The organism is Sphingobacterium lumbrici, assembly GCF_006476045.1.
In the GTDB taxonomy this organism is placed as follows: Bacteria; Bacteroidota; Bacteroidia; order Sphingobacteriales; family Sphingobacteriaceae; genus Sphingobacterium; species Sphingobacterium lumbrici.
Genome location: NZ_SRZY01000023.1, coordinates 67,539 through 93,062, shown reverse-complemented (window position 1 = coordinate 93,062; position 25,524 = coordinate 67,539). Strand labels below are relative to the sequence as shown.

Annotated in this window: 26 protein-coding genes and 1 other RNA gene; 11 read left to right on the top strand and 16 right to left on the bottom strand. The window is 39.8% G+C overall.

From position 1 onward, the window contains the following. Positions 1–5 precede the first annotated feature (5 nt). Entirely contained in the window at positions 6–1,088 is a 1,083-nt protein-coding gene (locus tag E4F24_RS05805; protein ID WP_140937722.1) for an LptF/LptG family permease, read from the bottom strand. Between the two features lie 66 nt (positions 1,089–1,154). After that, a complete protein-coding gene (gene tgt / locus E4F24_RS05800) occupies positions 1,155–2,285 on the bottom strand; it encodes a tRNA guanosine(34) transglycosylase Tgt (RefSeq protein WP_140937721.1) in 1,131 nt (376 codons plus the stop codon). A gap of 128 nt (positions 2,286–2,413) precedes the next feature. Here tgt and E4F24_RS05795 point away from each other — a divergent pair, with 128 nt between their 5' ends. Next, positions 2,414–3,556, top strand: coding sequence for a glycosyltransferase (locus tag E4F24_RS05795; protein WP_140937720.1), 1,143 nt, complete (start codon positions 2,414–2,416; stop codon positions 3,554–3,556). Between the two features lie 45 nt (positions 3,557–3,601). Beyond that, complete coding sequence (gene rsmG / locus E4F24_RS05790) at positions 3,602–4,237, top strand: 16S rRNA (guanine(527)-N(7))-methyltransferase RsmG (protein WP_140937719.1); 636 nt, start codon at positions 3,602–3,604, stop codon at positions 4,235–4,237. Between the two features lie 137 nt (positions 4,238–4,374). Here rsmG and E4F24_RS05785 read toward each other — a convergent pair whose 3' ends face one another. Further along, positions 4,375–4,605, bottom strand: a complete 231-nt coding sequence (locus tag E4F24_RS05785) for a hypothetical protein (RefSeq protein ID WP_140937718.1) — start codon at positions 4,603–4,605, stop codon at positions 4,375–4,377. A gap of 100 nt (positions 4,606–4,705) precedes the next feature. On the opposite strand from E4F24_RS05785, the gene dprA reads away from it, so the two are divergent. The 4 genes from dprA (at position 4,706) to E4F24_RS05765 (ending at position 7,872) form a co-directional block, all read left to right on the top strand. Continuing rightward, positions 4,706–5,803 carry a DNA-processing protein DprA gene (dprA, locus tag E4F24_RS05780; protein WP_140937717.1) on the top strand — a complete coding sequence of 366 codons (1,098 nt, stop codon included), beginning with the start codon at positions 4,706–4,708 and terminating at the stop codon, positions 5,801–5,803. A 121-nt stretch (positions 5,804–5,924) separates the two neighbouring features. Beyond that, positions 5,925–6,022, top strand: an RNA gene (gene ffs / locus E4F24_RS05775) — signal recognition particle sRNA small type. A 272-nt stretch (positions 6,023–6,294) separates the two neighbouring features. Next, positions 6,295–7,137, top strand: coding sequence for an acetyl-CoA carboxylase, carboxyltransferase subunit beta (accD, locus tag E4F24_RS05770; RefSeq protein WP_140937716.1), 843 nt, complete (start codon positions 6,295–6,297; stop codon positions 7,135–7,137). A gap of 399 nt (positions 7,138–7,536) precedes the next feature. Further along, on the top strand, positions 7,537–7,872 hold the full coding sequence (locus E4F24_RS05765; protein WP_136901526.1) for a MerR family transcriptional regulator: 336 nt from the start codon (positions 7,537–7,539) through the stop codon (positions 7,870–7,872). A gap of 7 nt (positions 7,873–7,879) precedes the next feature. Here the strand turns inward: E4F24_RS05765 and E4F24_RS05760 are convergent, their stop codons facing one another. Both E4F24_RS05760 and E4F24_RS05755 read right to left on the bottom strand, forming a co-directional pair. Further along, positions 7,880–8,374 carry a metallophosphoesterase family protein gene (locus E4F24_RS05760; protein WP_140937715.1) on the bottom strand — a complete coding sequence of 165 codons (495 nt, stop codon included), beginning with the start codon at positions 8,372–8,374 and terminating at the stop codon, positions 7,880–7,882. A 71-nt stretch (positions 8,375–8,445) separates the two neighbouring features. Continuing rightward, on the bottom strand, positions 8,446–9,156 hold the full coding sequence (locus E4F24_RS05755; protein ID WP_140937714.1) for a tRNA1(Val) (adenine(37)-N6)-methyltransferase: 711 nt from the start codon (positions 9,154–9,156) through the stop codon (positions 8,446–8,448). Between the two features lie 74 nt (positions 9,157–9,230). On the opposite strand from E4F24_RS05755, the gene E4F24_RS05750 reads away from it, so the two are divergent. Beyond that, positions 9,231–10,355: a hypothetical protein gene (locus E4F24_RS05750; protein WP_140937713.1), complete on the top strand. Its 1,125-nt coding sequence runs from the start codon at positions 9,231–9,233 to the stop codon at positions 10,353–10,355. 632 nt (positions 10,356–10,987) lie between these two features. On the opposite strand, the gene mnhG is transcribed toward E4F24_RS05750, so the two are convergent. The 7 genes from mnhG to E4F24_RS05715 are packed head-to-tail and all read right to left on the bottom strand — an operon-like array spanning position 10,988 to position 16,753. Then, complete coding sequence (gene mnhG / locus E4F24_RS05745; protein WP_140937712.1) at positions 10,988–11,410, bottom strand: monovalent cation/H(+) antiporter subunit G; 423 nt, start codon at positions 11,408–11,410, stop codon at positions 10,988–10,990. Further along, positions 11,403–11,675 (bottom strand): monovalent cation/H+ antiporter complex subunit F, encoded by a 273-nt coding sequence (locus E4F24_RS05740; RefSeq protein ID WP_140937711.1) that lies wholly within the window; start codon positions 11,673–11,675, stop codon positions 11,403–11,405. The genes mnhG and E4F24_RS05740 overlap by 8 nt, the downstream gene beginning before the upstream one ends. Next, the gene (locus E4F24_RS05735; RefSeq protein WP_140937710.1) at positions 11,672–12,148 is read right to left on the bottom strand and encodes a Na+/H+ antiporter subunit E; all 477 of its coding nucleotides are present in this window, start codon (positions 12,146–12,148) and stop codon (positions 11,672–11,674) included. Before E4F24_RS05735 ends, E4F24_RS05740 begins: the two co-directional genes overlap by 4 nt. A gap of 4 nt (positions 12,149–12,152) precedes the next feature. Beyond that, positions 12,153–13,661 (bottom strand): proton-conducting transporter transmembrane domain-containing protein, encoded by a 1,509-nt coding sequence (locus E4F24_RS05730; protein WP_140937709.1) that lies wholly within the window; start codon positions 13,659–13,661, stop codon positions 12,153–12,155. Beyond that, the gene (locus E4F24_RS05725; protein WP_140937708.1) at positions 13,658–14,014 is read right to left on the bottom strand and encodes a Na+/H+ antiporter subunit C; all 357 of its coding nucleotides are present in this window, start codon (positions 14,012–14,014) and stop codon (positions 13,658–13,660) included. Before E4F24_RS05725 ends, E4F24_RS05730 begins: the two co-directional genes overlap by 4 nt. Then, positions 14,014–14,439, bottom strand: coding sequence for a Na+/H+ antiporter subunit B (locus E4F24_RS05720; protein WP_140937707.1), 426 nt, complete (start codon positions 14,437–14,439; stop codon positions 14,014–14,016). Before E4F24_RS05720 ends, E4F24_RS05725 begins: the two co-directional genes overlap by 1 nt. Position 14,440: 1 nt before the next feature. Then, a complete protein-coding gene (locus E4F24_RS05715) occupies positions 14,441–16,753 on the bottom strand; it encodes a putative monovalent cation/H+ antiporter subunit A (protein WP_140937706.1) in 2,313 nt (770 codons plus the stop codon). Between the two features lie 244 nt (positions 16,754–16,997). Between E4F24_RS05715 and E4F24_RS05710 the strand changes: the two genes are divergently transcribed. Further along, on the top strand, positions 16,998–17,222 hold the full coding sequence (locus tag E4F24_RS05710; protein ID WP_140937705.1) for a sigma factor: 225 nt from the start codon (positions 16,998–17,000) through the stop codon (positions 17,220–17,222). A gap of 180 nt (positions 17,223–17,402) precedes the next feature. On the opposite strand, the gene acs is transcribed toward E4F24_RS05710, so the two are convergent. Then, a complete protein-coding gene (gene acs / locus E4F24_RS05705) occupies positions 17,403–19,319 on the bottom strand; it encodes an acetate--CoA ligase (RefSeq protein WP_140937704.1) in 1,917 nt (638 codons plus the stop codon). Positions 19,320–19,508: 189 nt separating this feature from the next. Between acs and E4F24_RS05700 the strand changes: the two genes are divergently transcribed. Further along, positions 19,509–20,375 (top strand): UbiA prenyltransferase family protein, encoded by an 867-nt coding sequence (locus E4F24_RS05700; RefSeq protein ID WP_140937703.1) that lies wholly within the window; start codon positions 19,509–19,511, stop codon positions 20,373–20,375. Here the strand turns inward: E4F24_RS05700 and E4F24_RS05695 are convergent. The 3 genes from E4F24_RS05695 to E4F24_RS05685 form a co-directional block, all read right to left on the bottom strand. After that, positions 20,363–21,328, bottom strand: a complete 966-nt coding sequence (locus E4F24_RS05695; RefSeq protein ID WP_140937702.1) for an NAD(P)-dependent oxidoreductase — start codon at positions 21,326–21,328, stop codon at positions 20,363–20,365. The two genes, E4F24_RS05700 and E4F24_RS05695, sit on opposite strands and share 13 nt — an antisense overlap. A gap of 4 nt (positions 21,329–21,332) precedes the next feature. Next, positions 21,333–22,109, bottom strand: a complete 777-nt coding sequence (gene rsmA, locus E4F24_RS05690; protein ID WP_140937701.1) for a 16S rRNA (adenine(1518)-N(6)/adenine(1519)-N(6))-dimethyltransferase RsmA — start codon at positions 22,107–22,109, stop codon at positions 21,333–21,335. Between the two features lie 102 nt (positions 22,110–22,211). After that, positions 22,212–22,880, bottom strand: a complete 669-nt coding sequence (locus E4F24_RS05685; RefSeq protein WP_140937700.1) for a TlpA family protein disulfide reductase — start codon at positions 22,878–22,880, stop codon at positions 22,212–22,214. 33 nt (positions 22,881–22,913) lie between these two features. Here E4F24_RS05685 and E4F24_RS14060 point away from each other — a divergent pair, with 33 nt between their 5' ends. Beyond that, positions 22,914–23,048: a hypothetical protein gene (locus E4F24_RS14060; protein WP_262708994.1), complete on the top strand. Its 135-nt coding sequence runs from the start codon at positions 22,914–22,916 to the stop codon at positions 23,046–23,048. A 527-nt stretch (positions 23,049–23,575) separates the two neighbouring features. Next, the gene (nagB, locus tag E4F24_RS05680; RefSeq protein WP_140937699.1) at positions 23,576–25,498 is read left to right on the top strand and encodes a glucosamine-6-phosphate deaminase; all 1,923 of its coding nucleotides are present in this window, start codon (positions 23,576–23,578) and stop codon (positions 25,496–25,498) included. Positions 25,499–25,524: the final 26 nt, after the last annotated feature.

Here is a 25,524-nt window from a genome sequence, read left to right as displayed (position 1 = left end):
AAAAATTATTTCGGTGCCTTAACCAATAAGACGAGACCTAAAATCAAGAATGTGACATTCGGGATGAGTACAGCTAAAAGAGGTGGTAATCCCCCTTTCAATGCAAACATAGTAGAAAACTGGTTAAATACAAGATAAGTAAAACTCAACCCAATACCTATACCAAGACTTAAACCGATCCCCCCTCTTACTTTTTTGGAGGAGAGTGAAACACCCATCAGCGTTAAAATAAAAGCAGAAAAAGGATTAATCCAACGCTTGTACTTTTCCAACAGGAGATCGGTCATCATACCCGTGCCACGGATTTCCTCTTTATGTATGCGCTCCTCGAGTTCTTTCATATCCATTGCCGTGAAGATATTTTCATACACCTCGAAATCTTGAGGTGTCATATCCATTGTAGTATCCCGGCTTTCACCTTTAAGCATTTCTTCATTTAATCCGTTTATAATACGATTCGTATAGTTTTCTATGCGCCACTTATTCGATACAGAATCCCATGTAACACGATCTGCCATAAGTTTCTCAGTCAGTTCATTATTATCAAACTTTTCCATTACAAAGTTATAACCTACGGCACGCTTTGTATCAAAATTATCAATGTACACGTAGGTGTTTGAGTCGATCTGCATATGAGTAGATTGCTTCGAAGAATTGACCTTATGCGGATGTACATATACATTCTCGAACTTTACCTTAAACTTATTGGTATAAGGGAGTATATAGAGATTCGAAGCTAATGTAAATGCAAAAACAATGGAAGCAGAAATCATAAATGGTCTCAAAAAGCGATTGAAACTCATTCCGCCACTCAAAATGGGTACAATTTCGGTTTGATCCGCCATTTTGGAGGTAAAGAAGATAACGGCGATAAAATTAATCAACGGAGTAAGCATATTCAAAAAGAAAGGTACGCTACCCATTGCATAATATTGAAAGAAAACCTGAGACATCGATGCTTTATTCTTCAAAAAATCATCTAACTTTTCGGAAACATCGAATACAACGATAACCACGATAAAGATCCCTACCGTAAATAGGAATGTAGTTAAATATTTTTTAATGATATAGCGATCAATGATATTCATCTTACAAAGTAAAAAGTATAAAATTATTGCGAATTCGCAGATGCGCACATTTGCGGATCAGCTACATTACAGCCTTTGTCCCAACACCTTAACCATTTTTTCTTTCCAGTCGTAAAAAGTACCCTCAATAATCTTTTCCCGGGCCTGTTTTACCAACCAAAGATAAAAATGCAAGTTATGTAAAGATGCTATTTGCGCGCCTAAAATTTCCTGAGATCGAATTAAATGCCTAAGATAAGCTTTAGAATACACTTGATCCATCATAAGGTCGCTTTCTGCCTCTATAGCTGAGAAATCATCTTTCCATTTTTCATTCTTGATATTAATAATACCATTACGTGTGAAAAGCATACCATTGCGGGCATTACGTGTCGGCATAACGCAATCGAACATATCAATACCTAATGCTATATTCTCCAGAATATTAATTGGCGTACCAACTCCCATTAAATAGCGGGGTTTTTCGTATGGAAGAATTTTGGTAACGACTTCTGTCATGGCGTACATTTCTTCTGCGGGCTCGCCCACAGAAAGACCGCCTATTGCATTTCCTTCCCGTTCAAAAGAAGCAATAACTTCAGCAGATTTTGCGCGTAAATCTTTATAAACCGAACCTTGCACAATAGGAAACAAAGTTTGATCGTATCCATATAGCGGATCAGTGCTATCAAAGCGGTCACAACAACGTTTTAACCAACGATGAGTCATATCCAGCGAACGACGCGCGTAATTATAATCACAGGGATAGGGTGTACATTCATCAAAAGCCATAATGATATCTGCACCAATGATGCGTTGCGTATCCATCACATTTTCTGGCGTAAACAAATGTTTTGAACCATCTACATGTGAACGGAAAGTTACCCCTTCTTCTTTTATTTTCCGAACCTCCGTTAAGGAATAGACCTGATAGCCCCCCGAATCGGTGAGAATAGGTTTGTCCCACCCATTAAATTTATGCAGCCCCCCAGCTTTATGCAAGACATCCAATCCCGGACGCAAATACAAATGATAGGTATTACCTAAGATGATCTGTGCCTGGATATCATTGACCAGCTCGTGTTGATGTACCGCTTTTACGGTCCCTGCAGTACCTACGGGCATAAATATGGGGGTTTCTATCTTTCCGTGTGCTGTCTCCATCACCCCCGCGCGTGCTTGAGAAAGTTTATCTTGTGCTTGAAGCGTAAAGTTCATACTACTATTAAATCAAGCGCAAAAATACTATAAAATTTTGACCCGACGACATCCGTAACATTTAATTAGCAAATCTTAACGCTAGGCATCGAATATATTGAAAGAACGCCTTATCTTTGAGCCTTCGTATGGATTATAAAACAGACATTTTAATAAATCTCCCCTACATTCTATTTGGGGGGCTAGGGTTATTCCTGGTGTTCCAACTTTATTATTTATTGTTTGCCTATACTCGTTTGGCACGTTATAAAGTAACATCTTTCACAGGAACTCCGGCTAATACTTCTGTTTCCGTTATTATTTGTGCACGAAACGAACAAGAAAATCTGAAGAATTTCCTACCTGCCATATTACAACAAGATTATCCCAATTTTGAGGTAATCGTTGTAAATGACTATTCTGATGATGAAACCAAATGGGTACTTCAGGATTTCGGACGAAAATACAATCATCTCAAGATTGTTGATATTAAAGAGCACATAAAGCTGAAGCATAGCAAAAAATTTGCATTGACCATGGGGATAAAAGCTGCGCAATACGATCATTTACTATTGACCGATGCAGATTGTCAACCACAAAGCCCCCATTGGCTGAGTGAAATGGCAGGAGCCTTTACCGAAGGAAAGGAAATCGTATTAGGTTATTCCCCATATTTCAAAACCAAGGGATTTTTAAATAAACTGATCCGATTTGAAACCACACATACGGCTATAAGCTATCTTTCTTATGCCCTAAAGAGAAACACCTATATGGGGGTGGGTCGCAACCTCGCTTATACCAAGTCTTTATTTTTCAAAGGCAAAGGCTTTAACGCACACATGCATATTAAATCGGGTGATGATGATCTGTTCGTCAACCACAATGCGACCAAAAAAAATGTAAATATTGCCATACATCCTGATGCACATGTATATTCTTTAGCCAAGAGTACGTGGAAAAGCTATTATAAACAGAAAGCACGACATGCGGGTGCTTCTATAGCTTATAAGAAAAAACACCAATATATGCTCGGAACGCAGCTGTTCACAGCTATTGCATTTTACCTGATGCTGATCGTTTGCTTGACCTGCCACCCCTCGATGTGGTATTTCGCACTCACAGCATATCTACTTCGCTTATTTCTCCAATTTATAATATTTAAACCCATTTATTCCAAACTGGCAGTGAAAGACCTTTTACTGTGGCTACCTGTTTTAGACTTATTTTTCTATTTTTACATCTGCTTCAATGGTATTTTTAACCGGAGTAAAAAACAGAAATCCTGGAAATAGAGCTTAAGCTCATCGAAGATAATTTTAACTTTTCACTTTGTAAAAATGAACCCTACAGTCGACATCATTTATAAATACTTTCCAAAATTAACCCCGGCCCAAAAAGAACAATTTGCTAAATTGGAAGAGGTATACCCATTTTGGAACGACCAAATCAATGTGGTATCGCGTAAAGATATTGAAAGTCTGTATTTAAAACACGTGCTCCACTCGCTAGGAATCGCTAAATTTATTACGGAACTTACTCCAGGCACCCGAATTCTGGATGTAGGTACAGGTGGAGGGTTCCCAGGTATCCCATTGGCTATTCTATTTCCTCATGTACATTTTCATTTGGTAGATTCGATAGGAAAAAAAATAAAAGTAGTACGGGAAGTCGCAGAAGCTATCGGCTTAAAGAATGTCGAAGCCGATCACATTCGTGCGGAACAGCTGGACTATAAATATGATTTTGTCGTTTCCCGGGCAGTAACCCGTCTGGCTGATTTCGCGCCATGGATACGGAACAAATTTGAGAAAAAAGATAAAAATGCGATTCCCAATGGTATTTTATATCTGAAAGGTGGCGACTTAAAAGAGGAGATAAAAGAATCGAGACTAAAGGCAGAACTGCATCCGTTATCCAGCTACTTCAATGATGAGTTTTTTGACACAAAATACGTGGTCTACGTGCCGATGTAGGCGAAGTCAAAATAAAAAAGTAAAAACCGGAAACTTTCTACCCCGTACATTAGCAACACACTTAACTTTAACATGTCATCGCTGGGCTGCGTGGGACTGTGCGAGCCGTGGCAACCCTGTATGGATAACGCCGGACATTACCCCAGCTCCTCGGTAATCTTTTGTCCTATTGCATTTACTTCCTCATCCATTCCGAACAGAGGAAGCCCCGTCTCAGGGCTTAATTTAAGCCAATTTGTTTCGGTATCTTTAATAATCTGTATGTATTCTTTTCCCTCCTTAAAAATAGTATAAGCATCCTTTTCATCCGGAAAAACCGAGTATACGATGTCTGCTATTTCGATGTCAAAAGGTTCCTGTAATTCCATATATCAAGCATTTTTGACAAAGTTAGTATTTCTATCGCTATTTTTTTTGCAAATACTTGGAATAAAACAACAGATATTCCTATATTGTAGCATACCTCTTATGAACAAAATAGAACAAATAGCCCTCACAAAAATAAAAGGGATCGGCCCAAAGTTGAGCCGGTTGCTGCTTGCGTACTGCGGCAATGCCGAATCAGTTTTTTCAAGTTCGAAAAAGCAGCTTTTATCCATTCCCGGTATTGGTCCCGCTTCGGTGGATTCCATCCTCTCAAGATCTTACTTAAAAGAAGCTGAAGATGAGCTCAATTTCGTCGAGAAACATGGCATTCAGGTCTTATGGATAGAAGATGACAACTACCCACAACGCCTCAGACATTGTGAAGATGCACCCATACTCCTATATTATAAAGGCGAAGGAAATCTAAATCCGCAAAAAGTAGTGAGTATTGTCGGTACGCGAAACGCCACCAGCTATGGTAAACGGATCTGTGAAGAATTAGTACATGATCTAAAAGATCTAGGTATACAAGTTGTGAGCGGACTCGCATACGGGATTGATATTCATGCGCATCGTCTTGCAGTGAAAAACGATTTATCCACCATAGGTATATTAGGTCATGGTCTAGATAGGATCTACCCTGCAGCACACCGCGAAATAGCCTCACGAATGATCCAACACGGTGGGTTACTAACTGAATTTCCTTCGGGCACCAATCCGGATAAACAAAATTTCCCGATGCGTAATCGAATTATAGCGGGACTATCTGATGTCACTATTGTAATCGAGGCCGCCATAAAAGGAGGTGCTTTAATAACTGCTGAAATCGCGAATACTTATAATAGGGATGTCTGTGCCTTTCCGGGGCGTATAGACCAGGAGTATTCTGCCGGTTGCAATTACCTCATTAAAACCAATCGCGCCCACCTCATCCGACACGCAGCCGATCTTTGCTACCTGATGAATTGGGAAAGAACAGAAGCCGTACAACAAGTAAAACAGCTTACGATCTTACCGGCGAACCTATCCAAGGATGAACAAAAAGTATATAATTTTTTAAAAGAACACGAACAGGCTACCATCGATGCGATTGCACTGCACCTAGACTGGCCACAAAGTAAATTAGCGATCATACTATTAGAAATGGAAATAAATAACCACCTGTTATCATTACCAGGAAAAGTATATAAATTAATCTAATTGCCTAAATAGAACAATACGATTCGGACAAAAAGTAATTTTTCCAAACTGACTATCAACCCACTAACAGATAAGTAGCAAAATTCTTTCCGAAAACTAAAAATTTTTCTACTTTTGTGGTGGGTAAGTCCTTTACGACCAGCTCCCATTGACTCCCCCAGGTTGGGAACAAAGCAAGGGTATTTGGTTGAGCGGTGCGATAAAGGGAGCTTGCCCATTTTTTATTTCTATTGAATTAGTCCTCTCTTTACCTATTATTCTTTCCCTTCACAATTCGAGTTTCAAAATCTCCATTCAAATTCGCTGAAGTCCGAATAGAGACCGTCCACGTCCGTTATAATCAGGGCTTAGGTTAAGTACAAACTGACTTTGCTCCCTGAAAATCAATCAGCAAACTAAAGCACAGGGCATATTTTTGACTTTTTACTTTTTACTTTTGACTTAACTAGGATAATTTTTCGTTTATTTGTAATTCGAATTAACACGAAAATATGAGTTGGTTTAAAAGAAATAAAGCAGGAATAAGTACTGCAACAGAAAATAAAAAAGAAGCTCCGGATGGCATGTGGAATAAATGTCCCGCATGTAAAAAGCCTCTTTTGAACGTAGAGCAAATTGAGAATAGTTACGTATGTCAATATTGTGATTACCATATCCGGATTGGTTCTGCAGCCTATTTCTCAATCTTATTTGACAGCAACTACTTCACCGAGTTATTCACCAATTTAACAGCTGGTGACCCTTTAAATTTTGAAGATACCAAAGCTTACAAAGATAGATTAGTGGAAAGCCAGGCAAAAACAGGGCTAAAAGATGCTATTCGCTGTGCACATGGAAAAATAGAGGGTCAGGATTTGGTGATTGCCTGTATGGATTTTACATTTATTGGTGGATCGATGGGATCTGTAGTAGGTGAGAAAATAGCCCGTTCAATAGATTACTGCATTGAACATAAAATCCCTTTCATGTTAATCTCCAAATCTGGAGGGGCTCGCATGATGGAAGCCGCTTTTTCCTTAATGCAAATGGCGAAAACATCTGCAAAATTAGCCTTATTAAGCCAAGCAAAACTTCCGTATATCTGTTTATTAACAGATCCTACAACAGGAGGTGTTACAGCGTCGTATGCGATGTTGGGCGACATTAACATTGCAGAGCCCGGTGCCTTGATCGGTTTTGCTGGACCCCGTGTTATTAAAGAAACAATCAAAAAAGATCTTCCTAAAGGTTTCCAAACCTCCGAATTTGTTAAAGAACATGGTTTTCTAGATTTTATCGTTGACAGAAGACAACTCAAACAAAAAGTAGCGACATTTTTAAAATTAGTTAGATAATACCTGAAAAATGCTCTTTGTTAACGAAGAGCATTTTTTATTTGTAATAGACCCCGGATATTTCCAAAAAAGACCTTATTTCCCATCCTTCCAAATAACGCAGGTTAAAGCCATTTCTATACGCTTCTCGTTCAAAAGACATATTTAGATACGTCCGATGGAAATGACTATCCGTCAAAGACAAAGGAGAACCGAACTTGCCCACCGAAGGTCAATTGAAAACCCCGTAGCATTCATACATTGTAAACATATAAACAGCAAATTAGGAATTGTATTTTTTTCTATTCGGTATTATTCATTTATATTTGTTTTTAATGGCATGAATGAACTCACTACGTTCGGTTCGTGAATGCAAAGCATTTTATTTAAGTTTGTTAAAATATACTAATATTAAAAAGTATGCCATACAAAGAGCGCGAAATAAACAAATTGTATTATACCATGGGGGAAGTTACTGAAATGTTTGATGTAAACGCCTCTCAAATACGTTTTTATGAGCGTGAATTTGATATTCTTCAGCCTAAAAAGAATAAAAAAGGAAATCGTCTTTTTACACAGGACGATATCTCCAATCTTAAAATCATCTTCAATTTAGTAAAAGAAAAAGGTTATACCTTGCAGGGAGCCCGAGAATTCCTACGCACGAATAAAAATGAAGCAAAAGAGAACCAACGTGTTATCGATTCCCTTGAACGATTGAAATCTTTCCTATTGGAAGTACGAGACAGCTTATAACAAGCTTTTACCTTCCAGCCAATTCTACAACTTCCAGATTTTCTATTTTATCGCAATTGATATCGAAACGCATTAATGTGCGCACTTGATGCCATCCTTGTTTACCGGCTGCACCGGGATTAAGATGTAATAATTGCAGCTTGGGATCATACTGTACTTTCAAGATGTGCGAATGTCCACAAATAAATAATTTGGGTGGATTAGTTATAATTTCAGACTTTATACGAGGCGCATATCTACCCGGATAGCCTCCGATATGCGTCATCCAAACATCTACTTCTTCACAATCAAACCGCAAGTGTTCGGGACATGCCAGTTGTACGTCTTTCCCGTCAATATTACCATATACTCCTCGAAAAGGTTTATAGGCCGCTAACGTATCCACAATTTCAATAGATCCAAAATCGCCAGCATGCCATATTTCATCACACTGATCGAAATATTTAAAAACAGCCTCATCTAAGAAGTTATGCGTATCTGAAAGTAAACCAATTTTTTTCATCTAGACTAAAGTATTTTTCAATGGCAGCTCTCTTTTGTGACAACTCATGCAAATTTCATCCACACAGTTATTCACAAAGCTAAAAAAAACGAACTTAACAAGTCCCTGTACGATTGACTATATACGCCTCTGTCGTCATATATCACGAATGAACTACTTCTCACCTGCCTACAGGTCACATCCTTTGTTAATGAAATAATAGAACGTATATATTCGGTATCGGGATAAGATTTAATCTTAACTTCCTCCGCAAGTACAAGACCATCAGTGCTTGCAATATTGATGACTTCAAGAGCCAGTTCACAAGGCAATATCAATTGAAGGATTCCATCGTTCTTCAACGCCTGTGCACTGAAACGAACCAGATTATGAAAAAACAGGTAATCCGTATGCCGTGCTAGTTTTTTACGGTCATTCGGATTATGAAGGGAGTTGACATAAAAAGGTGGATTACTGACAATCAAATCATATTTATCTGGAGCTTCAATACACTCGAAGGAACCCTGAATCAAATGTAACCTTTCCTCAAATGACGAACAATTAAAGTTAGACAACGCACGTTCTGCAGCTTGAGGATCAATTTCTACGGCATCTATTTTCGCCTTATCAAATCGTTGTGCCAGCATCAAAGCGATAACACCTGTACCCGTACCGATATCTAAAATATGTCCTGGATGATTATGCTTTGCAACTGCACCTAGTAGCACACCATCGGTGTTGATCTTCATCGCACATCCGGACTGGTCGATATCAAATCTTTTAAAACGAAATACAGATCCCATTCCCACAAATCTAGTTAATTTTTAAGTTCAACTTCCTGAAAATTATAATTACTTTAGACTAAAATCAATACATCATGTTGCATATCGCTAAGATTCTTGTTGCGCTTATTTTCTTGTTAAGCTTTTCCAAATACACGTATGCACAGTCTTCGTGCGAAGAAATTACTACAACCTCTTTACAACGGTTAACCCCATTGTTGAAAAAAAACGATTTTTCACAAATCGCATCTATCATAAGCACCTTGGAAAGTGTATGTGGGAAAAGTGAATTTACATTGCGTCTCCAACTGATTAGACAGCTCATTCTAAAAGAAGATACACAAAAAGAAATCTCCACCTATCTCGATAACCATTACGACGAAATACTAACGCACAGATACGACAATGCGGCCGACAACAATTACAGGGATATTTATACTAAGGACAAAGCAGCATTTCATTTTATTCCGTTGAATCACCCCGTGGATTCGCTCATAAGACTTAAAGCCACCGCTTTATTAAATTCTCCAAGTTATGTGCTTACTGAGCAAGAAGAAGCCATTAGTTTGTTATTTGCAGACGACATCGATGCTTTCTACGAACAACTCAACCGTCGGCCCAAAGCCGTACCAGCTACCGAAAGCTCATACAAATTGGAGTCAGGCAAGGAAAGGATTGGAGTCGGCCTATATGCGGGGGCATTTGGTACCGTAGGTGAAAATAGTACGTTTACAACCTCTCCTTCTTTTGGTGCCTCCATTATGTCTCCTCTGGCAAATTCATTCGTCTTCGAACTCGCTCTCAAATTCAGGTTAAACACAAATGACAACTATTTTGAATTCAATGACGATGGCGTTATCCAAGATATCAATTCTTCTGCCAGTTTCTTTTTTGGAGGTACTGCGGGATACAAAGTCTTCGATAATGGACCTTGGATTGTCCTTCCAAAAGTAGGAGCCGGACTAGGGTTTATTAACACCGGATTATCTGAAACCACGTTTTACAATGGAGATTATGACGATGCCTCTTCGGGTATTCAATACAACAACGCAAATACATTCCATACATTTATAGGCGTGGCGCTGATGAGACACGTAAAGGGCAGAAAGTTTATTGGACTTGAAGCGGGTTATCATTATATCCCCTATAACTGGGATAAAGACCTGATTACATCCATACAGCCTCGTTATTGGAGTCTGGAGCTGTTTCTTAAACTATAAAATTGAAGTGTTATTAAATTCATTTTTCTGGGGTTAATAAAAAGGAACCTATTATTTAGTCAGTTTTTTTCCCTCGCATTACCTTTCCGTCGTTGCCACAACAGGGCCTTCATTTTTTTGTTTGACCAAAAAAACGAAGCAAAAAAAGTCAAGGCTGATACCGTATTTGTCGTTCCGGCGACGCGATGATGACGTGCGCAGCTCTTAGGCCTCCAACGCTCTGTCCCAAAGCAAAGGCTGAGACCTGCTTGGTTAAGTGCTAATTGTACGTTTCTGCAACACATCATCTGCTGCCTGCACGTCCAAATCCGCTAAGGCCGTCTTTTTTCAATTCAGCTGAAGTATTATAATAATAATATAACAATGCACTATCCTTACATATTCGACAAATGTCGCCTGTGAAGCTTTTGGCAATAGTACTGGGAAGCACTATCCGTACAGCCAAAAGGTTCAAGCGACGATTTCCTGCCTGCCGGCAGGCAGGTTTTGCATCCTTTTTTAGGAAAAAAAGGATGAGCCAGTCGCGGCTTGAGCGACAAAGAAACTGACTAAATAATAGGTTCTTTAAAATTAACCCTCCTCCTCTCTAAGTCGAAGGAGGTGAAGCCACGTAAGTAGATCCGCTGTATACGTTATTTCGTTTCTTCTTCGGTGTCTGCGATGTTGTCTTCTTCTGGGCCTCTGGGAGGATCGGCTTTCTCAGGATCTGATTCCAACGCGTGGGTTTCTTTGTTGTACATGCCTTCTAGTTCATCTATAATCGTGCCTTTCCAGAGAGGTGTATTTGAAAAATAGGATGCGCGGCCTATCATGTGTGCGGCAATAGGTGAAGTAATGAACAGAAAAAAGATGATAGCAATTGCTTTTGTGGTAACAGATATATCCGGAAATATGATCGCAGCACAAAGTAATAGTAGTCCTACGCCCAATGTAGAGGCTTTTACGGTTACCGATAATCGCAAATAGAAATCTGGCATACGTAAAATGCCCAATGAAGCGAAGAAAATAGATAAGGCTCCGATTGTACTAATAATAGCTATAATAATATCACTCATCATTTCGTTTTTCAATATAGTAGGAAAATGCAATGGTACCTAGAAAGGCTATCAGTGCCAATATAATAGCAACATCCAAGAGTACCTTTTGATTGGATCGAATGGTAAATACGGTAATAATACCGATACCTATTGTAATGATTAAATCCAGCGCGACCACACGATCTACGACATGAGGTCCTTTCAGGAGTCGGATAAAGACCAAGATAATAGATATGGTCAATATCGGTAATATAAAGTAGTCAAAGTAAGTTTCTAATGTCATCGCAAAATTTCTAATAGTCTTCTCTCTAAACCTGTTTTTGTTTCTCTAACGAATGTTTCCGGGTTTTCTAAGTACATTACATGTATATACATGGTTTTTTTATCTTCACTGATATCTAATATAAGTGTACCAGGCGTGAGAGATATCATTGTTGAGAGTAGGTTGATCTCGAATTCTGTTGCCGCATTCAACGGGTATCTAACAACCCCGGGTTTCATGAAATATTTCGGGGTCATCACATCGTAGGCGACCTGTAAGTTCGCTTTTACCATTTGATATAGGAAATAGACGATGAAGCTCAGAATCTTTGGAACGCGATAAAAATAACGTTGATCGATATCATTACGGTTCATGATCCATAGCACAAAAAAGCCGAGTAAAAAGCCAAAGACAAAATTGGTATAATACATGGAACCTGTCAGCGCTACCCAAATAAAGGAAAGCAAGAGGTTCATTAAAAACTGTTTTATCATATCGTTAATTTTGTTTTCCTAAAACTGCTTCCACATAAGGTTGCGTATTTATAAGTTGGTCCGATATTTTGTCGACCAATTGTACGATTGTTTCTGCATTGAGCCCTATGTATAACGTCACTATCGCCAGTATTCCTACAGGTAGAATCAGTAATATTTTACGGATCAACGGTAAGGGCTCAAATTTGTTTTCTACTTCTACGTCTTTAGGAACATCTTTCCAGAACACTTCAGACCACATCTTGGCAATGACGTACATCGTTACAAAACTTCCTATGATCAGCGCAGCGACAAAAACGTATTGTTGCTGTGTAAAGGCTTCTTGAAACAAATATATTTTCGGCCAAAAACCCGATAACGGGGGGATGCCGACTAGTGAAAATAAGACCAGTGCAATCAATAAGGAGATCTTAGGGTATTCTTTATAGATTCCACCTAGTTTATTCATATCCATTGATCCGCGCAGCTGTCTGATTACACCTGCGATGAGGAACATATTTGTTTTTACCACGATGTCGTGTATAAGGTATAATATCGTTCCCATTAATGCTATTTTAGTAAACATCGCGATACCACCGATCATAAATCCGATATGACAAACGATAAGATATGAAAATAGCCTTCGTATATTGGTTTTTATCAAAGCGCCCAAAGCGCCGGTAATAATTGTAAATATAGCCATACCCATCAGTAGGTTTTGGGTAAATGTATCCAAAACAAATATTAAACTAAATACACGGATAATCGCATAAATACCTACTTTGGTCAAAAGTCCACCAAAGGTGGCAGCGACGGCAGACGGGGGTGTATGGTAAGACGAAGGTAACCAGTAATACAATGGAAAAACAGCCGATTTGATCCCGAAACCAATTAAAAAGAAACAGGCCGTAATTCCAACCAGATATTGGTTCTGTACCTGTGTTATTTTTATAGACAGATCTGCCATATTCAGGGTTCCCGTTATCCCATAAAGTATTCCAATGCCCGTAAGAAAAAATGTGGAAGCCAGAATATTCATGGCCATGTATTTCACCGCTCCTTCGAGCTGTGCTTTTCGACCGCCCAATGTCATCAGGACAAAAGATGAAATGATGATAACCTCAAACCAGACATACAAGTTGAAGATATCCCCGGTCAGAAAGGCACCATTTAAGCCCATCAACAGGAAATGAAAAATAGGGAAATAGCCATAGAGCATGCGTTGTCTGTTTAATCCGGTCGATGAAAAAATAGAAACGGCGAATCCTGCTATGGAGGTCAATAACACTAAGGTGACGCTGAGTAAATCTGCTACGAATACAATACCAAATGGAGCTTCCCAGTTGGCTGCATTCATCGTTAATATGCCATTATTATATACTTTCGTGAAAAGCCGAATAGCAAGCATTAATCCTAAAAAACTGCCACCCACACTGATAAAACGTTGGGTCACGGTTTTTCGCCAGGCAACAAGTTGGAGTATTGCTGAAAAGAGATGTATAAAAACGGGTGCTAAAATGTGATTGTCTATCATATATCTTCCTCTTCGGGCGTATTTAAGTCATCTAAATCATCTGAATTTACCAAGGCGTAAACTCGTTTTAATAGTACAATAGCAAATGCCGTCAGACCAAAACTGATTACAATTGCAGTTAAAATTAGGGATTGAGGAATAGGATCCGCAAAAACATCTTGAAATAATTTTGCATTTTCATCTATCACCGGGGGCTTTCCTTTAGTAATGCCGCCGAGTAAAAAAATCAAGATATTGGTCCCGCTTCCGAGAAGCATAATTCCCAAAAGCAACTTCACCATACTTCTGCGAAGTATCATGTATACACCCGCTGCATACAGCAGGCCTAAAAGAACTATTAATAATAACTCCATTAGTCTTTCTCGGTTATATTGTTTAATGAAATGGTGAACAGGATAGTTAATATGACGCCGATAACGACCAAATAAACTCCTAGATCAAAAAATAAGGAGGATCCAATCATGCCAATGACGGGGATCGGCTGCTCGAACCACAATCCTGTCATTGGGGGAAGTCCAAAGAGCATGGGAGCGGCTAAACTCGTTGCCGAAATGCCCAGTCCGATCGGAATTAAGGACAAAGGTTTTCTCCTTAAAATTTTCATGGTAGCTTCTGTGCCGTTGGCAAAACTATGCAATACGAAAGCAATTGCCGCAACTAGGCCACCTACAAATCCTCCGCCGGGATAATAGTGCCCACGGAGCAGTAGAAAAAAGGAAAATAGTAACAGAATAGGAAGTAAATACTTCGTAGCTGATTGTAATATAGGACTTCGCATATTATTCTTTTTCTGTTGATTTTAATCGTAATCGTATTAAACTGTATACGCCTAATGCTGCAATACTCAACACCACCGTTTCAAACATGGTATCAATCCCTCTAAAATCGACTAGTATCACATTCACTACATTTTTACCTTTCGCTAAGATGTAAGCATTTTCGCCGTAAAAATTAGCGATATCTTTTGAAATGGGTTCAGACCATACGCGTAAAGCGATTAATGAGATGATCCCCCCAAAACTTAATGCGATTATGCCGTCGCGATAGAGCACAGTTTTACTGGTCATATTGATAAAGCTAGGCAGCTTGTATAATACCAGTACAAATAATACGGTGCTTAAGGTGTCGATGGTAAATTGCGTCATCGCAAGATCGGGAGCACTATAGAACACAAATATCAAACAGGTACAATACCCAACCACACTCATGGATACTACGGATGTTAATCGGGATGGGGTGGTTACGACCAGGTATAACGCGCCTATCAAGATTAAGATAACGCCAATTTCATAAAAGGACGGCATGGTTACCGTATCAAAATTAAATGCAAAGGGGCCGCTAAGCCATAGCTTGTACGCGAGGAGAGCCTCCGCAAATAATATAATTTTCAGGTGATATGATCGTAGGTATCCGTTGTGAAATAGATCAGTGTACCACCTTGAAAACCGCATAATATCGTTGGCAAAGCGTGTAAAGACGCGTTGCGGTGCTATTGAATTGAGCTTTTCAATGGCATGTAATTTCAATGCACTGGGTTTATTGATAAAATATACGAGGGTTCCAGCTAATAAGGTCGCAAGACTTAATATCAACACGATATTGAATCCATGCCATATTTTCAGATGCATATCTGTTTCGCTCCCATAAATAGCATTTGCCGTGGCGTGGTTTATAAAATCGCCTGCCGGACCGGGGAACAAACCAAAGACCAATCCTAATATGGCTAATATCAATGGAGGTATCCACATGGATTTATACGGAAGATGTACGGTCTCGAATTGCTTGGGCAAGGATCCCATAAATGGTTTTATGCCTGCCATAAATCCAGCGGCTACCAGTCCGATATTGGTTGCAATAGCTACTGCGGTCAATATCCAACCGAGTGTTTGATAATTGGTATGTAAGGTAGCTTCGTATATTAAATCTTTACCGATAAACCCATACGTAAGTGGGAGACCAGCACTTGACAAAGCGGCTAGAACACCTGCTATCGAAACCGGCAACAATACTTTTCGTAAACCTCCCAATACTGTGATATCCCGCGTGCCCGTTTCATGATCGATGATGCCGGTTACCAAGAACAGCGTAGCCTTATATAGTGCGTGTACTAATATAAAAACACTTGCTGCTATGATAGCTTCCCGCGTACCTAACCCGATAAGAAAAGTCAAAATCCCTAATGCCGAAATAGTGGAATAGGCTAAAATACCTTTTAAATCGATTCGGAACAGGGAGTGGACAGAAGCAAATAACATTGTAAATCCACCTACGGCCATTAACGTGTAATTCCAATAGTCGGTACCACCTAATATTGGAGAAAATCTCGCTAATAGATAGATTCCGGCTTTCACCATCGTCGCCGAATGAAGATACGCAGATACGGGTGTAGGTGCTTTCATGGCGCCCGGTAACCAAAAATGAAACGGAAATTGCGCTGATTTTGTGAATGCACCCAAGAACAGGAATCCAAGTATCAACGGATATAAGTTGTGGTTGAGGATAGATTCGCGAGAAGTGATAAGTTCGGATATGGTATAGGTACCTGTAATATTCCCCAATAGTACCAAACCCGCCAGTAAGAAAAAACCGCCCAATCCAGTAATACTAAGCGCTGTCAAGGCACTTTTTCGAGATTCCGCATTGTCATTGTTAAATCCGATCAGGAAGAAAGAGCTGATACTCGTCAGTTCCCAAAATATAAACAGCAAAAGTATATTGTCTGATAAAACTACCCCCAGCATTGCGGACATGAAGAGACACAGATAGCCAAAGAAGCGATCGAAAAAGACATGACCTTTTAAATAGGTCCTGGCATAAAAAAATATTGCTGTCCCGATACCGGTAATCAAGAGTGCAAAAAGTAAAGATAAGCCATCCAATCTGAAGTCAAAATCGACCCCTAAAGAGGTCACCCAATTTGTGTGCTGCAAAAAGCTGGATCCGGCAGATATAGCGGGTATATAGCTTATGAAATACAAAAAAAGTAATGCAGGTAATAAGGTGAGGAGAATACTCCATTTGGTCTTTAACAGCTTGCCAAATGGAATAATTAAAAGCGATATGATTAATCCCGATAATACAGCTAATAGCATCTATTTTTTATTATGGATTTATGGAAAGCCATAAAAATACGAAAAAAGACGCTTTTTTCATAAAATAATATCGAATATCTCTGTCTTTATTGCGTCGGGGAAGAAGTTTTATATATAGGGAGATAATTTTTTACAACATTTATAATGTTATTTTAGTGTTAAGTTTGTATATTGCTCTTGCATTTATAGGATAATGTCGATCTATTCCTAGATTATCTTCTCCAAGATTATTAATTGTAGTGTTATGAATGATTTTGCGGCTGATTTATTTAAACGATATTATAAAGGACTTTGTTACTTTGCTTGGAAGCTAGTAGGCGATTCCGAGTTGGCTGAAGATTTGGCGCAGGATGCTTTTATTGCCTATTTACAGCGAAAGGAGAATGTGTCTGAGGATGAGAATTCTATTCGGTCTTTTTTATATACAGCTGTGATTGTATGTGATCGAAAAAGGTGCCAGCCGGTATGACTTAGTTACGGCGACTGATGCTCGCAAATGGATGAATATAACACCTTTGTAGCAAAATTGTTTTTTAGGGAATGTCGAATTTTATAGACATTCCCTTTTTTATTTCGAGCGTCTTATAATTAAAACCATACAACACGAGAACAAGAGAGAGTCAACAAAATGTTGACCCTCCCTCTTGTCTTATTTCCTTATTTTTTCAGCTCCCTGAATAATTGCTTCGACCACGGTTGGATCTTGTAGCGTAGACGTATCACCTAAACTTGAAAGCTCATTTTCTGCGATCTTGCGCAAGATACGCCGCATGATTTTACCTGATCTTGTTTTCGGTAACTCACTTACAAATTGGATAATGTCTGGCTTGGCGATGGCGCCAATCAGACGGGTTACCGTTTGTAAGATATCTTTACGTGTGCTCTCTTCGTCGATGTGGTGATTGGCGATGACATACGCGTAGATTCCCTGTCCCTTAACCGGATGTGGGTAGCCTACAATGGCCGATTCGACTACATCGGAGTGCATGTTTATGGCATTTTCGACTTCAGCAGTACCAATGCGGTGGCCTGAAACATTCAATACATCATCCACACGGCCAGTGATGCGGTAGTAACCCTCCGGACTTCTATAGCATCCGTCACCTGTAAAATAATTGTTTTCATAGGTGGAGAAATACGTTTGTTTACAGCGTTCATGATCGCCCCAAGTGGTGCGCAACATACCCGGCCACGGATATTTGATGCAGAGATTTCCGGATACATCGTTTCCCTCGATCTCCTGTCCATTCTCGTCCATCAAACAGGGTTGCACTCCCGGAAGCGGTAACATAGCATAGCTTGGGATGGTCGGTGAGATACCTGCTATAGGTGCTATTAATATACCACCGTTCTCCGTTTGCCACCAGGTATCGGCTATCGGCGCTTTGCCTTTTCCTATTTTATCATGGTACCACTGCCAAGCTTCTTCATTGATTGGCTCTCCAACAGATCCCAGTTTTGTGATACTGCTTAGATCGTATTTATCCACAAAATCATCTCCAAATGCCATCAACGAACGGATTGCGGTAGGTGCGGTGTACAGGATATTTACCTTGAATTTATCGACGATATCCCAGAACCGTCCCGCATCGGGAAAAGTAGGGATTCCTTCAAACATTAACGAAGTGGCTCCTTGAGAGAGTGGGCCATAGACAATATATGAATGCCCCGTAATCCATCCAATATCTGCGGTGCAGAAATAGACTTCATCGGGTTGATATTGGAATACGTTGGAAAAAGTATATCCCGTGTACACCATGTATCCACCCGTTGTATGTACAACGCCTTTTGGTTTACCTGTTGATCCCGATGTATAGAGGATAAAAAGTGTATCTTCCGCATCCATCTCTTCAGCAGGGCAGGACGGATTTCCCTGTGTTTCTACTTTTTTGATTTCGTCTTCCCACCACACATCTCTGCCTTTGATCATCGATACCGGTGTACGTGTACGTGTCAGTACAATTACCTTTTCTACCGTTTTGCATTGCATGAGTGCATCATCCACGATGGATTTCAGTTCTAATACCTTCGTGCCGCGGAAACCGCCATCTGAAGTAATCACGAGTTTACAGTTGGCATCAGTGATGCGGTCTGCAATGGATTGTGCCGAAAATCCACCAAATACAACCGAATGTATCGCACCAATACGGGCACAGGCTAATACCGCAATGACTAATTCGGGTACCATCGGTAAGTAAATACATACGCGGTCGCCTTTACGGATATTGTTGTTCTTTAAGACATGGGCAAATTGTTCTACTTTCTGCAACAACTGTTTGTACGAAAGGATACGGTGTGCTTCGTTCGGATCATTCGGCTCCCAGATGATCGCGGGTTTGTCACCCTGGCTATAGATGTGGCGATCTAGACAGTTCTCTGTAATATTAAGCTTACCTCCTTCAAACCATTTAATGTCTGGCTCGGTAAAATTCCAATTCAGTACATTCGTCCATTTCCTCTTCCAGAAAAAATTCTCCGCAATTTCTCCCCAAAATTGTTCCGGATAATCAATACTTTTTTTGTAAGCTTCTTGATATGCTTCAAAAGAATTAATTTGAAAACTCATCTTTTTTATTAAAATTTATAGGTCTATACTATTTTTATATTAAAACTTATTTGTTCCTGCCATATATTTATTGTAAACAGCAAGTAAGTTCTTATGTGAGCTAATTTAATTTTTTTTGATGTCAATTACTAATTTTCGTGATATTCATCCTGGGATGGTAATGTTAAATTGCCTCATAAAAGCGACAAAATGCGTATAGTCAACAATGTATATTACTTCTTTATTTTTAGCAACCTGCTAATAGGTTTGGCGGCATATCTGCAATGTGCACTGACCTATATAATTTTGAATAAGCCCTGCAATCCGTATATTTTAATGATCGAAGGAACAGCTACGTTGCTATTATACAACTTCAGTATGCTGCGCTCCAAACCTAAATATCCCCATGAATCGCCCTATTTAAGGACGAGATGGATCTTCAAAAATGAATGGTTGCTGTGGACGAATAGTATTCTTGCTTTTATACTGTTGGCTTATGCTTTAATGGAAGTTCATCTGCATACGCTTTTCTTTTTAGCAGGGATAGGTTTGCTAAGTTTAAGCTACGCACTGCCTCTTTTTAAGATGAATGGGGTGCGGGGCGGATTGCGGCAGTTACCCGGACTCAAACTCTTTCATATCGCAATCATCTGGTCTTTAAGTAGTGTTGGTTTGCCAGTAGTACAGTTATGGGCAGAAGGGGGGAGCATAGATTGGTATGCAGCGAACTATTTGGGAATTGCCAAAGTCATCTTTTTACTGCTTTGCACGTTGCCCTTCGATATACGGGATATGCGGCAAGATTCATATTATCACCTCAAAACTATTCCCAATCTATTGGGAGAGAAAAAATCTATTCGATTGTGCTATACCCTCGTGTTGGTACATTCGATTCTTGTGCTATGCTCTCCTTACGAAGGTCATATAAAAATAGGCCTCTTCATAACGAATTTGGTCATCGTACTGACAATGCGGTTTATGATATTTCCGCACATTAAGCAGTATCACCACGTTTATCTTTTGGATATGGCACTGATTCTTCAATTCCTTATCTGCAGTCTAATTCAGTATTTATAGCCTGCGTAGGCATTCCGGCCGGGGGGGGTAAGATATTGAATTACTTTATCCACCAGTATCTCAGATAATTTGTAATAACTTTCAAACGTCCATCCTGCGACGTGCGGACTTAATAAAACATTATCTCGCGAAATCAAGTCGGAATACCACTCTTGCTGACCAAGTGTAGGAAATTTCTCTACAGGTAATACATCAAATGCGGCACCTAGAATTTTACCATTATCAAGGGCTTTTATTACGGCCGGTATATGTACGATGCCCCCGCGGGCACCCATTAAAAAGAAGATGGGTTTTCGAAAGTGGAATAGGTATTCGTCATCAACCAGACATCTTGTTTCTCTGGTTAAGGGGATATGGAAACTAACCACATCGGCTTGTTTTACAATTTCTTCCATTGATACTTCCCGTGTATATGCATCCGAGAAACCAGTTTTATATTTGTCATAAGCAATTATGTTAACATCAAATCCGGATAGTTTTTTTGCCATCGCTTGTCCATTGTTGCCATAGCCTATTAATGCCACCGTTCGCCCTTTAAGTTCGTAGCCCCGATTTTCTTCACGCAACCATTTTCCTTCGGCGATTTCACGATTCCCACGGTTCAGATTATTCATTAAACTCAGCAGCATGCCGATCATGTGCTCACCAACAGCATCCCGGTTTCCTTCATTGGCACTGATTAACGCAATTCCTTTTTGTGCGGCATATTCATCATCGATGTTATCCATTCCTGCCCCTGAACGGCCGATGAATGTCAATGCCGGTGCTAAATCTATAAATTCTCGATCGACCTGAAATTTTGAACGTATAATTAGCCCCGTATAAAGCGAAATACAAGTTTCTGCCTCAGTTCTACTTATGGTGGGCTCATAGGAATATCGGATTCCTTCTCTGTCTAGTTTTTCCAACAAGACAGGGTGTACATCATCAACGATAAGAATATTGGTGCTCATCACACTATGCGTTAGTAATTTCGTTTGTCAATTGGATAAAATTTTCTACACTTAAACGTTCTGCCCTTAATTCGTATAAATGATTATCGCTCATTTTATCTTTTGGAATAACACCGGATAATGAATTCCGTAGCGTCTTGCGACGTTGGTTAAATCCGGCCTTCACCACTCTCCAAAATAGTTTTTCATCGCAATCCAGTACTGTTCTGGCATTGCGAGTCATGCGCATTACCCCTGACAATACTTTGGGCGGTGGGTTGAAAGCGCCTGCTTTTACCGTGAAAAGGTATTCCACATCATAGTAGGCCTGGAGGAAAACACTTAGTATTCCATATTCCTTACTGCCTGGTTTAGCAACACATCGTTCAGCAACTTCCTTTTGAAACATACCGACCATTTGAACCACGCGATTTCGCTCCTCCAATATTTTAAATAATATTTGAGAAGAGATGTTGTATGGGAAATTACCGATCACGGCCATTTGATCTCCAAAATACTGGTTGAAATCCAACGCCAAAAAGTCTCCATGAATTAGGCGGTTACCTAATTGCGCATACTTGTCTGCAAGGAACGCTATCGACTCATCGTCGACATCGATTAAGTAGGTTTGGTACTCCTCATGTTGGAGTAAAAAGTCGGATAGTACACCCATTCCTGGCCCCACTTCCAGCACATGCTTGAATCCCAGCAAAGGGGTTAACGCTTCGACAATACGTTGAGCGGCATTTTTGTCGTTTAGGAAATGTTGTCCGAGATGTTTCTTTGCGCGTACAGTACTCATAATATCTATTTGGTACAAAGATACTATTTTATGTTTTGCTACTATTGTAATTTTATTGGAGAGGGAGGTTAAGAAATAAGGAGGATTAATTTAAACCCGGCTCTACTTCAGTACCTCTCGTAGCTTATCTTTTAGCGCTTCTCCATGAATGTTCTTTGCGATAATAATTCCTTCGGGATTCACCAGTACATTCTGTGGGATTGCTTTAATGCCATAAGTCTGTGCAGCTCCGTTGTTCCAATACTGTAAATCTGAAATATGTTTCCAGGTCAGCTTATCGTCTTCGATTGCCTTTTTCCACGGTTCGAATTCCTTATCCAGGGAAACACCCAATATCTCAAAATTTTTGTCTTTGAATTCGGTATATGTCGCGACTAGATTAGGGTTTTCTTCGCGGCAAGGAGGGCACCATGAAGCCCAAAAGTCCACTAATACATACTTACCTTTCAGATCTTGCAGCGAATATGGTTCACCACTTAAATCCAATTGCGTAATACCCGGCGCTTTTTTTCCAACCGAGCTGTTTTTCAATGCATCCAAATAGCGTTCGAAGATTTTACCTTCGTTTGATTTTTTTACTTTTTTATCTAATCCTTTAAAGAGCGTTCTTAACTCCTTATGGTCTGGATCATATCCTCCAACACGTTGAATTAAGCGGATTGTAGCAATTTCGGTTGGTTTATCTTTTATTTGTGCCATGAGCTCCTCTTTTGACTGGGCACATAAAAGAACCGGAATCATTAGCAATAGGGATAATAGTAATCTAATCATGTCATTAAAATTTATGTAAAGATATACATATCTATGAAAAATTTCTTCTCGTCCAAGCTTCCCGAAACCACTGTGAGTATCTTTTCACAGATGACAGCCCTTTCCAATGCGCATGGCGCTGTTAATTTATCACAAGGATTTCCTGATCTTCCGGCCGATCCCGAATGAATCAACCTTGTGACTGCATATATGCCCAAGGGTTTAATCAGTATGCGCCGATGCCCGGCATAATGGAGCTTCGACTACATTTTCGAATCTGCGTACGATTCGTATAAACCCAGTGTAGAAGTTTTCGGTGGCAAGGTACTCCCTGTTCGCTTACAGGCTCCCATATTTTGAAATCAATAATCCTACGGGAATCCATTCAGGCACAAGAAGATTTAGTGGCTTTAGAACGGTTTATAGCAGACCGAAATATCTATGTGTTGAGTGATGAAGTGTAATTCGATATCCTGTTTTACGGGACAGATCGTTTATAGTAGCCTCTTTTGGTCAGCACCTCTTGCGAATCTGTTTTGCTAAAAAAGAAGAAACGTTAGGTTCTGCAATCCAGTATTTAAAAGAATTATAGGACAGACAAACGTTTGCGAACATAAAAAGCGCATGAAACAGCAAAAAAAATATTAGTTTATTAACAAATCGAGGTTTTTATTTCTAAATTTGTTATTCACGTTCTAAATTATTATTCCTTACCAATGGCAAGATTAAATTTGTTAGAGGAGACTCGTTTTGAAAAAGTACCTGTAAAGGTATATCCAGATCAAGATGCGGCCTCACTAGATGTTGCAAGACGTATTGCTTCCATTATCAAAGAAAAACAAGAAAAGGGTGAAACCGCTGTATTAGGTTTAGCTACAGGGGCAACTCCGACCAAAGTCTACAAAGAGTTGGTTCGTATGCACAAAGAAGAAAGTCTGAGCTTTAAAAATGTCGTGACTTTCAACTTAGATGAATACTATCCGATGCAACCGACAGCCGATCAAAGTTATGTTCAGTTTATGAACAATCAATTATTTGATCATATCGACATTCCCACAGAAAATATCAATATTCCAGACGGAACACTGACATTGGAAGAAGTACCCGCATTCTGCGAAGGATATGAGCAAAAAATATCTTCTTTCGGTGGACTAGATATTCAGATTCTCGGTATTGGACGTACAGGTCATATCGGTTTTAACGAACCAGGGTCTGCACCTAATTCAGGAACACGTCTTGTTACGTTAGATGATTTGACACGAAGAGATGCTTCCCGTGATTTTGGTGGTAAAGAAAATGTGCCAACCAAAGCGATTACCATGGGTGTGGGTACTATATTCAAAGCGAAGGAAATTATTTTGATGGCTTGGAATGAGAAGAAGGCAGAGATTGTAAAAAAAGCTATCGAAGGTGATATATCTTCCGATATTCCGGCAACTTATCTGCAATTATCCGACAAGGTAGAATTTGTGTTGGATCAAGATGCCGCTTCCTTGCTGACACGTTTTGATTTACCTTGGTTGGCTGAAGATGTCATCTGGACAGAATCGTTAGCTAAAAAAGCCGTTGTATGGTTGTCGTTGTACCTGAATAAAGCCATTCTGAAGTTAACAGATGACGATTACAATAATCATGGTATGGCGCAGCTTGTAACTGAGCAGGGGCCAGCTTATAGTATCAATATCCGTATTTTCAACGAATTACAGCGTACCATTACCGGATGGCCGGGAGGAAAGCCGAATGTCGATGATAGCAACCGTCCGGAGCGTGCCGAACCCGCACGAAAGAATGTATTGTTGTTCTCTCCACACCCTGATGATGATGTGATTTCAATGGGAGGTACATTTATTCGCTTAGCAGACCAAGGTCATAACGTTCATGTGGCTTATCAGACTTCGGGTAATACAGCAGTATGGGATGATGATGTGTTGCGTTACCTGGAATTCGTTATGGATTTTGAGCAAGCAATTGACGATGATAATAGTACAGCACGTAAAGTGTACGAAGAAGCGAGGAGATTTTTCAAGACAAAGCAACCAAATCAGGTTGATCCCGAAATTATTCGTATCACTAAGGCATTTATTCGCAAGGGAGAAGCCATTGCAGGGGCACGCTTTGTAGGTCTGCCAGATGAAAATATACATTTCCAGGCATTACCATTCTATGATAGAGGAAAATTTTCAAAGGAGGTCTCTTATGAGGATGATATCCAACAAACTATTGAATTGCTTCGCAAAGTAAAACCACATCAGGTTTTTGCTGCGGGTGATTTTGCAGACCCACATGGAACACATAAAGTATGTTTTGATATTTTATTTGAAGCATTACACCGCTTATCGAAGACAGACGAGTGGACGAAAGACTGTTGGCTGTGGCTGTACCGTGGTGCATGGCATGAGTATCCGATTCATGAAATAGAGATGGCCGTACCGCTTTCACCACAAGAAGTAAAACGGAAACGTTTAGCCATCTTCAAACACCAGTCACAAAAAGATCTTCCGGTTTTCCCGGGTGATGATCCACGTGAATTCTGGGTGCGTGCCGAAGATCGTACCAGTGATACTGCGAGTTTATACCATAAGTTAGGTTTAGCCAATTACGAAGCCATCGAGGCCTTTGTCCGGTGGAAATTTGACTAAGTTTTATAATAATCAGAAAAGGGCTT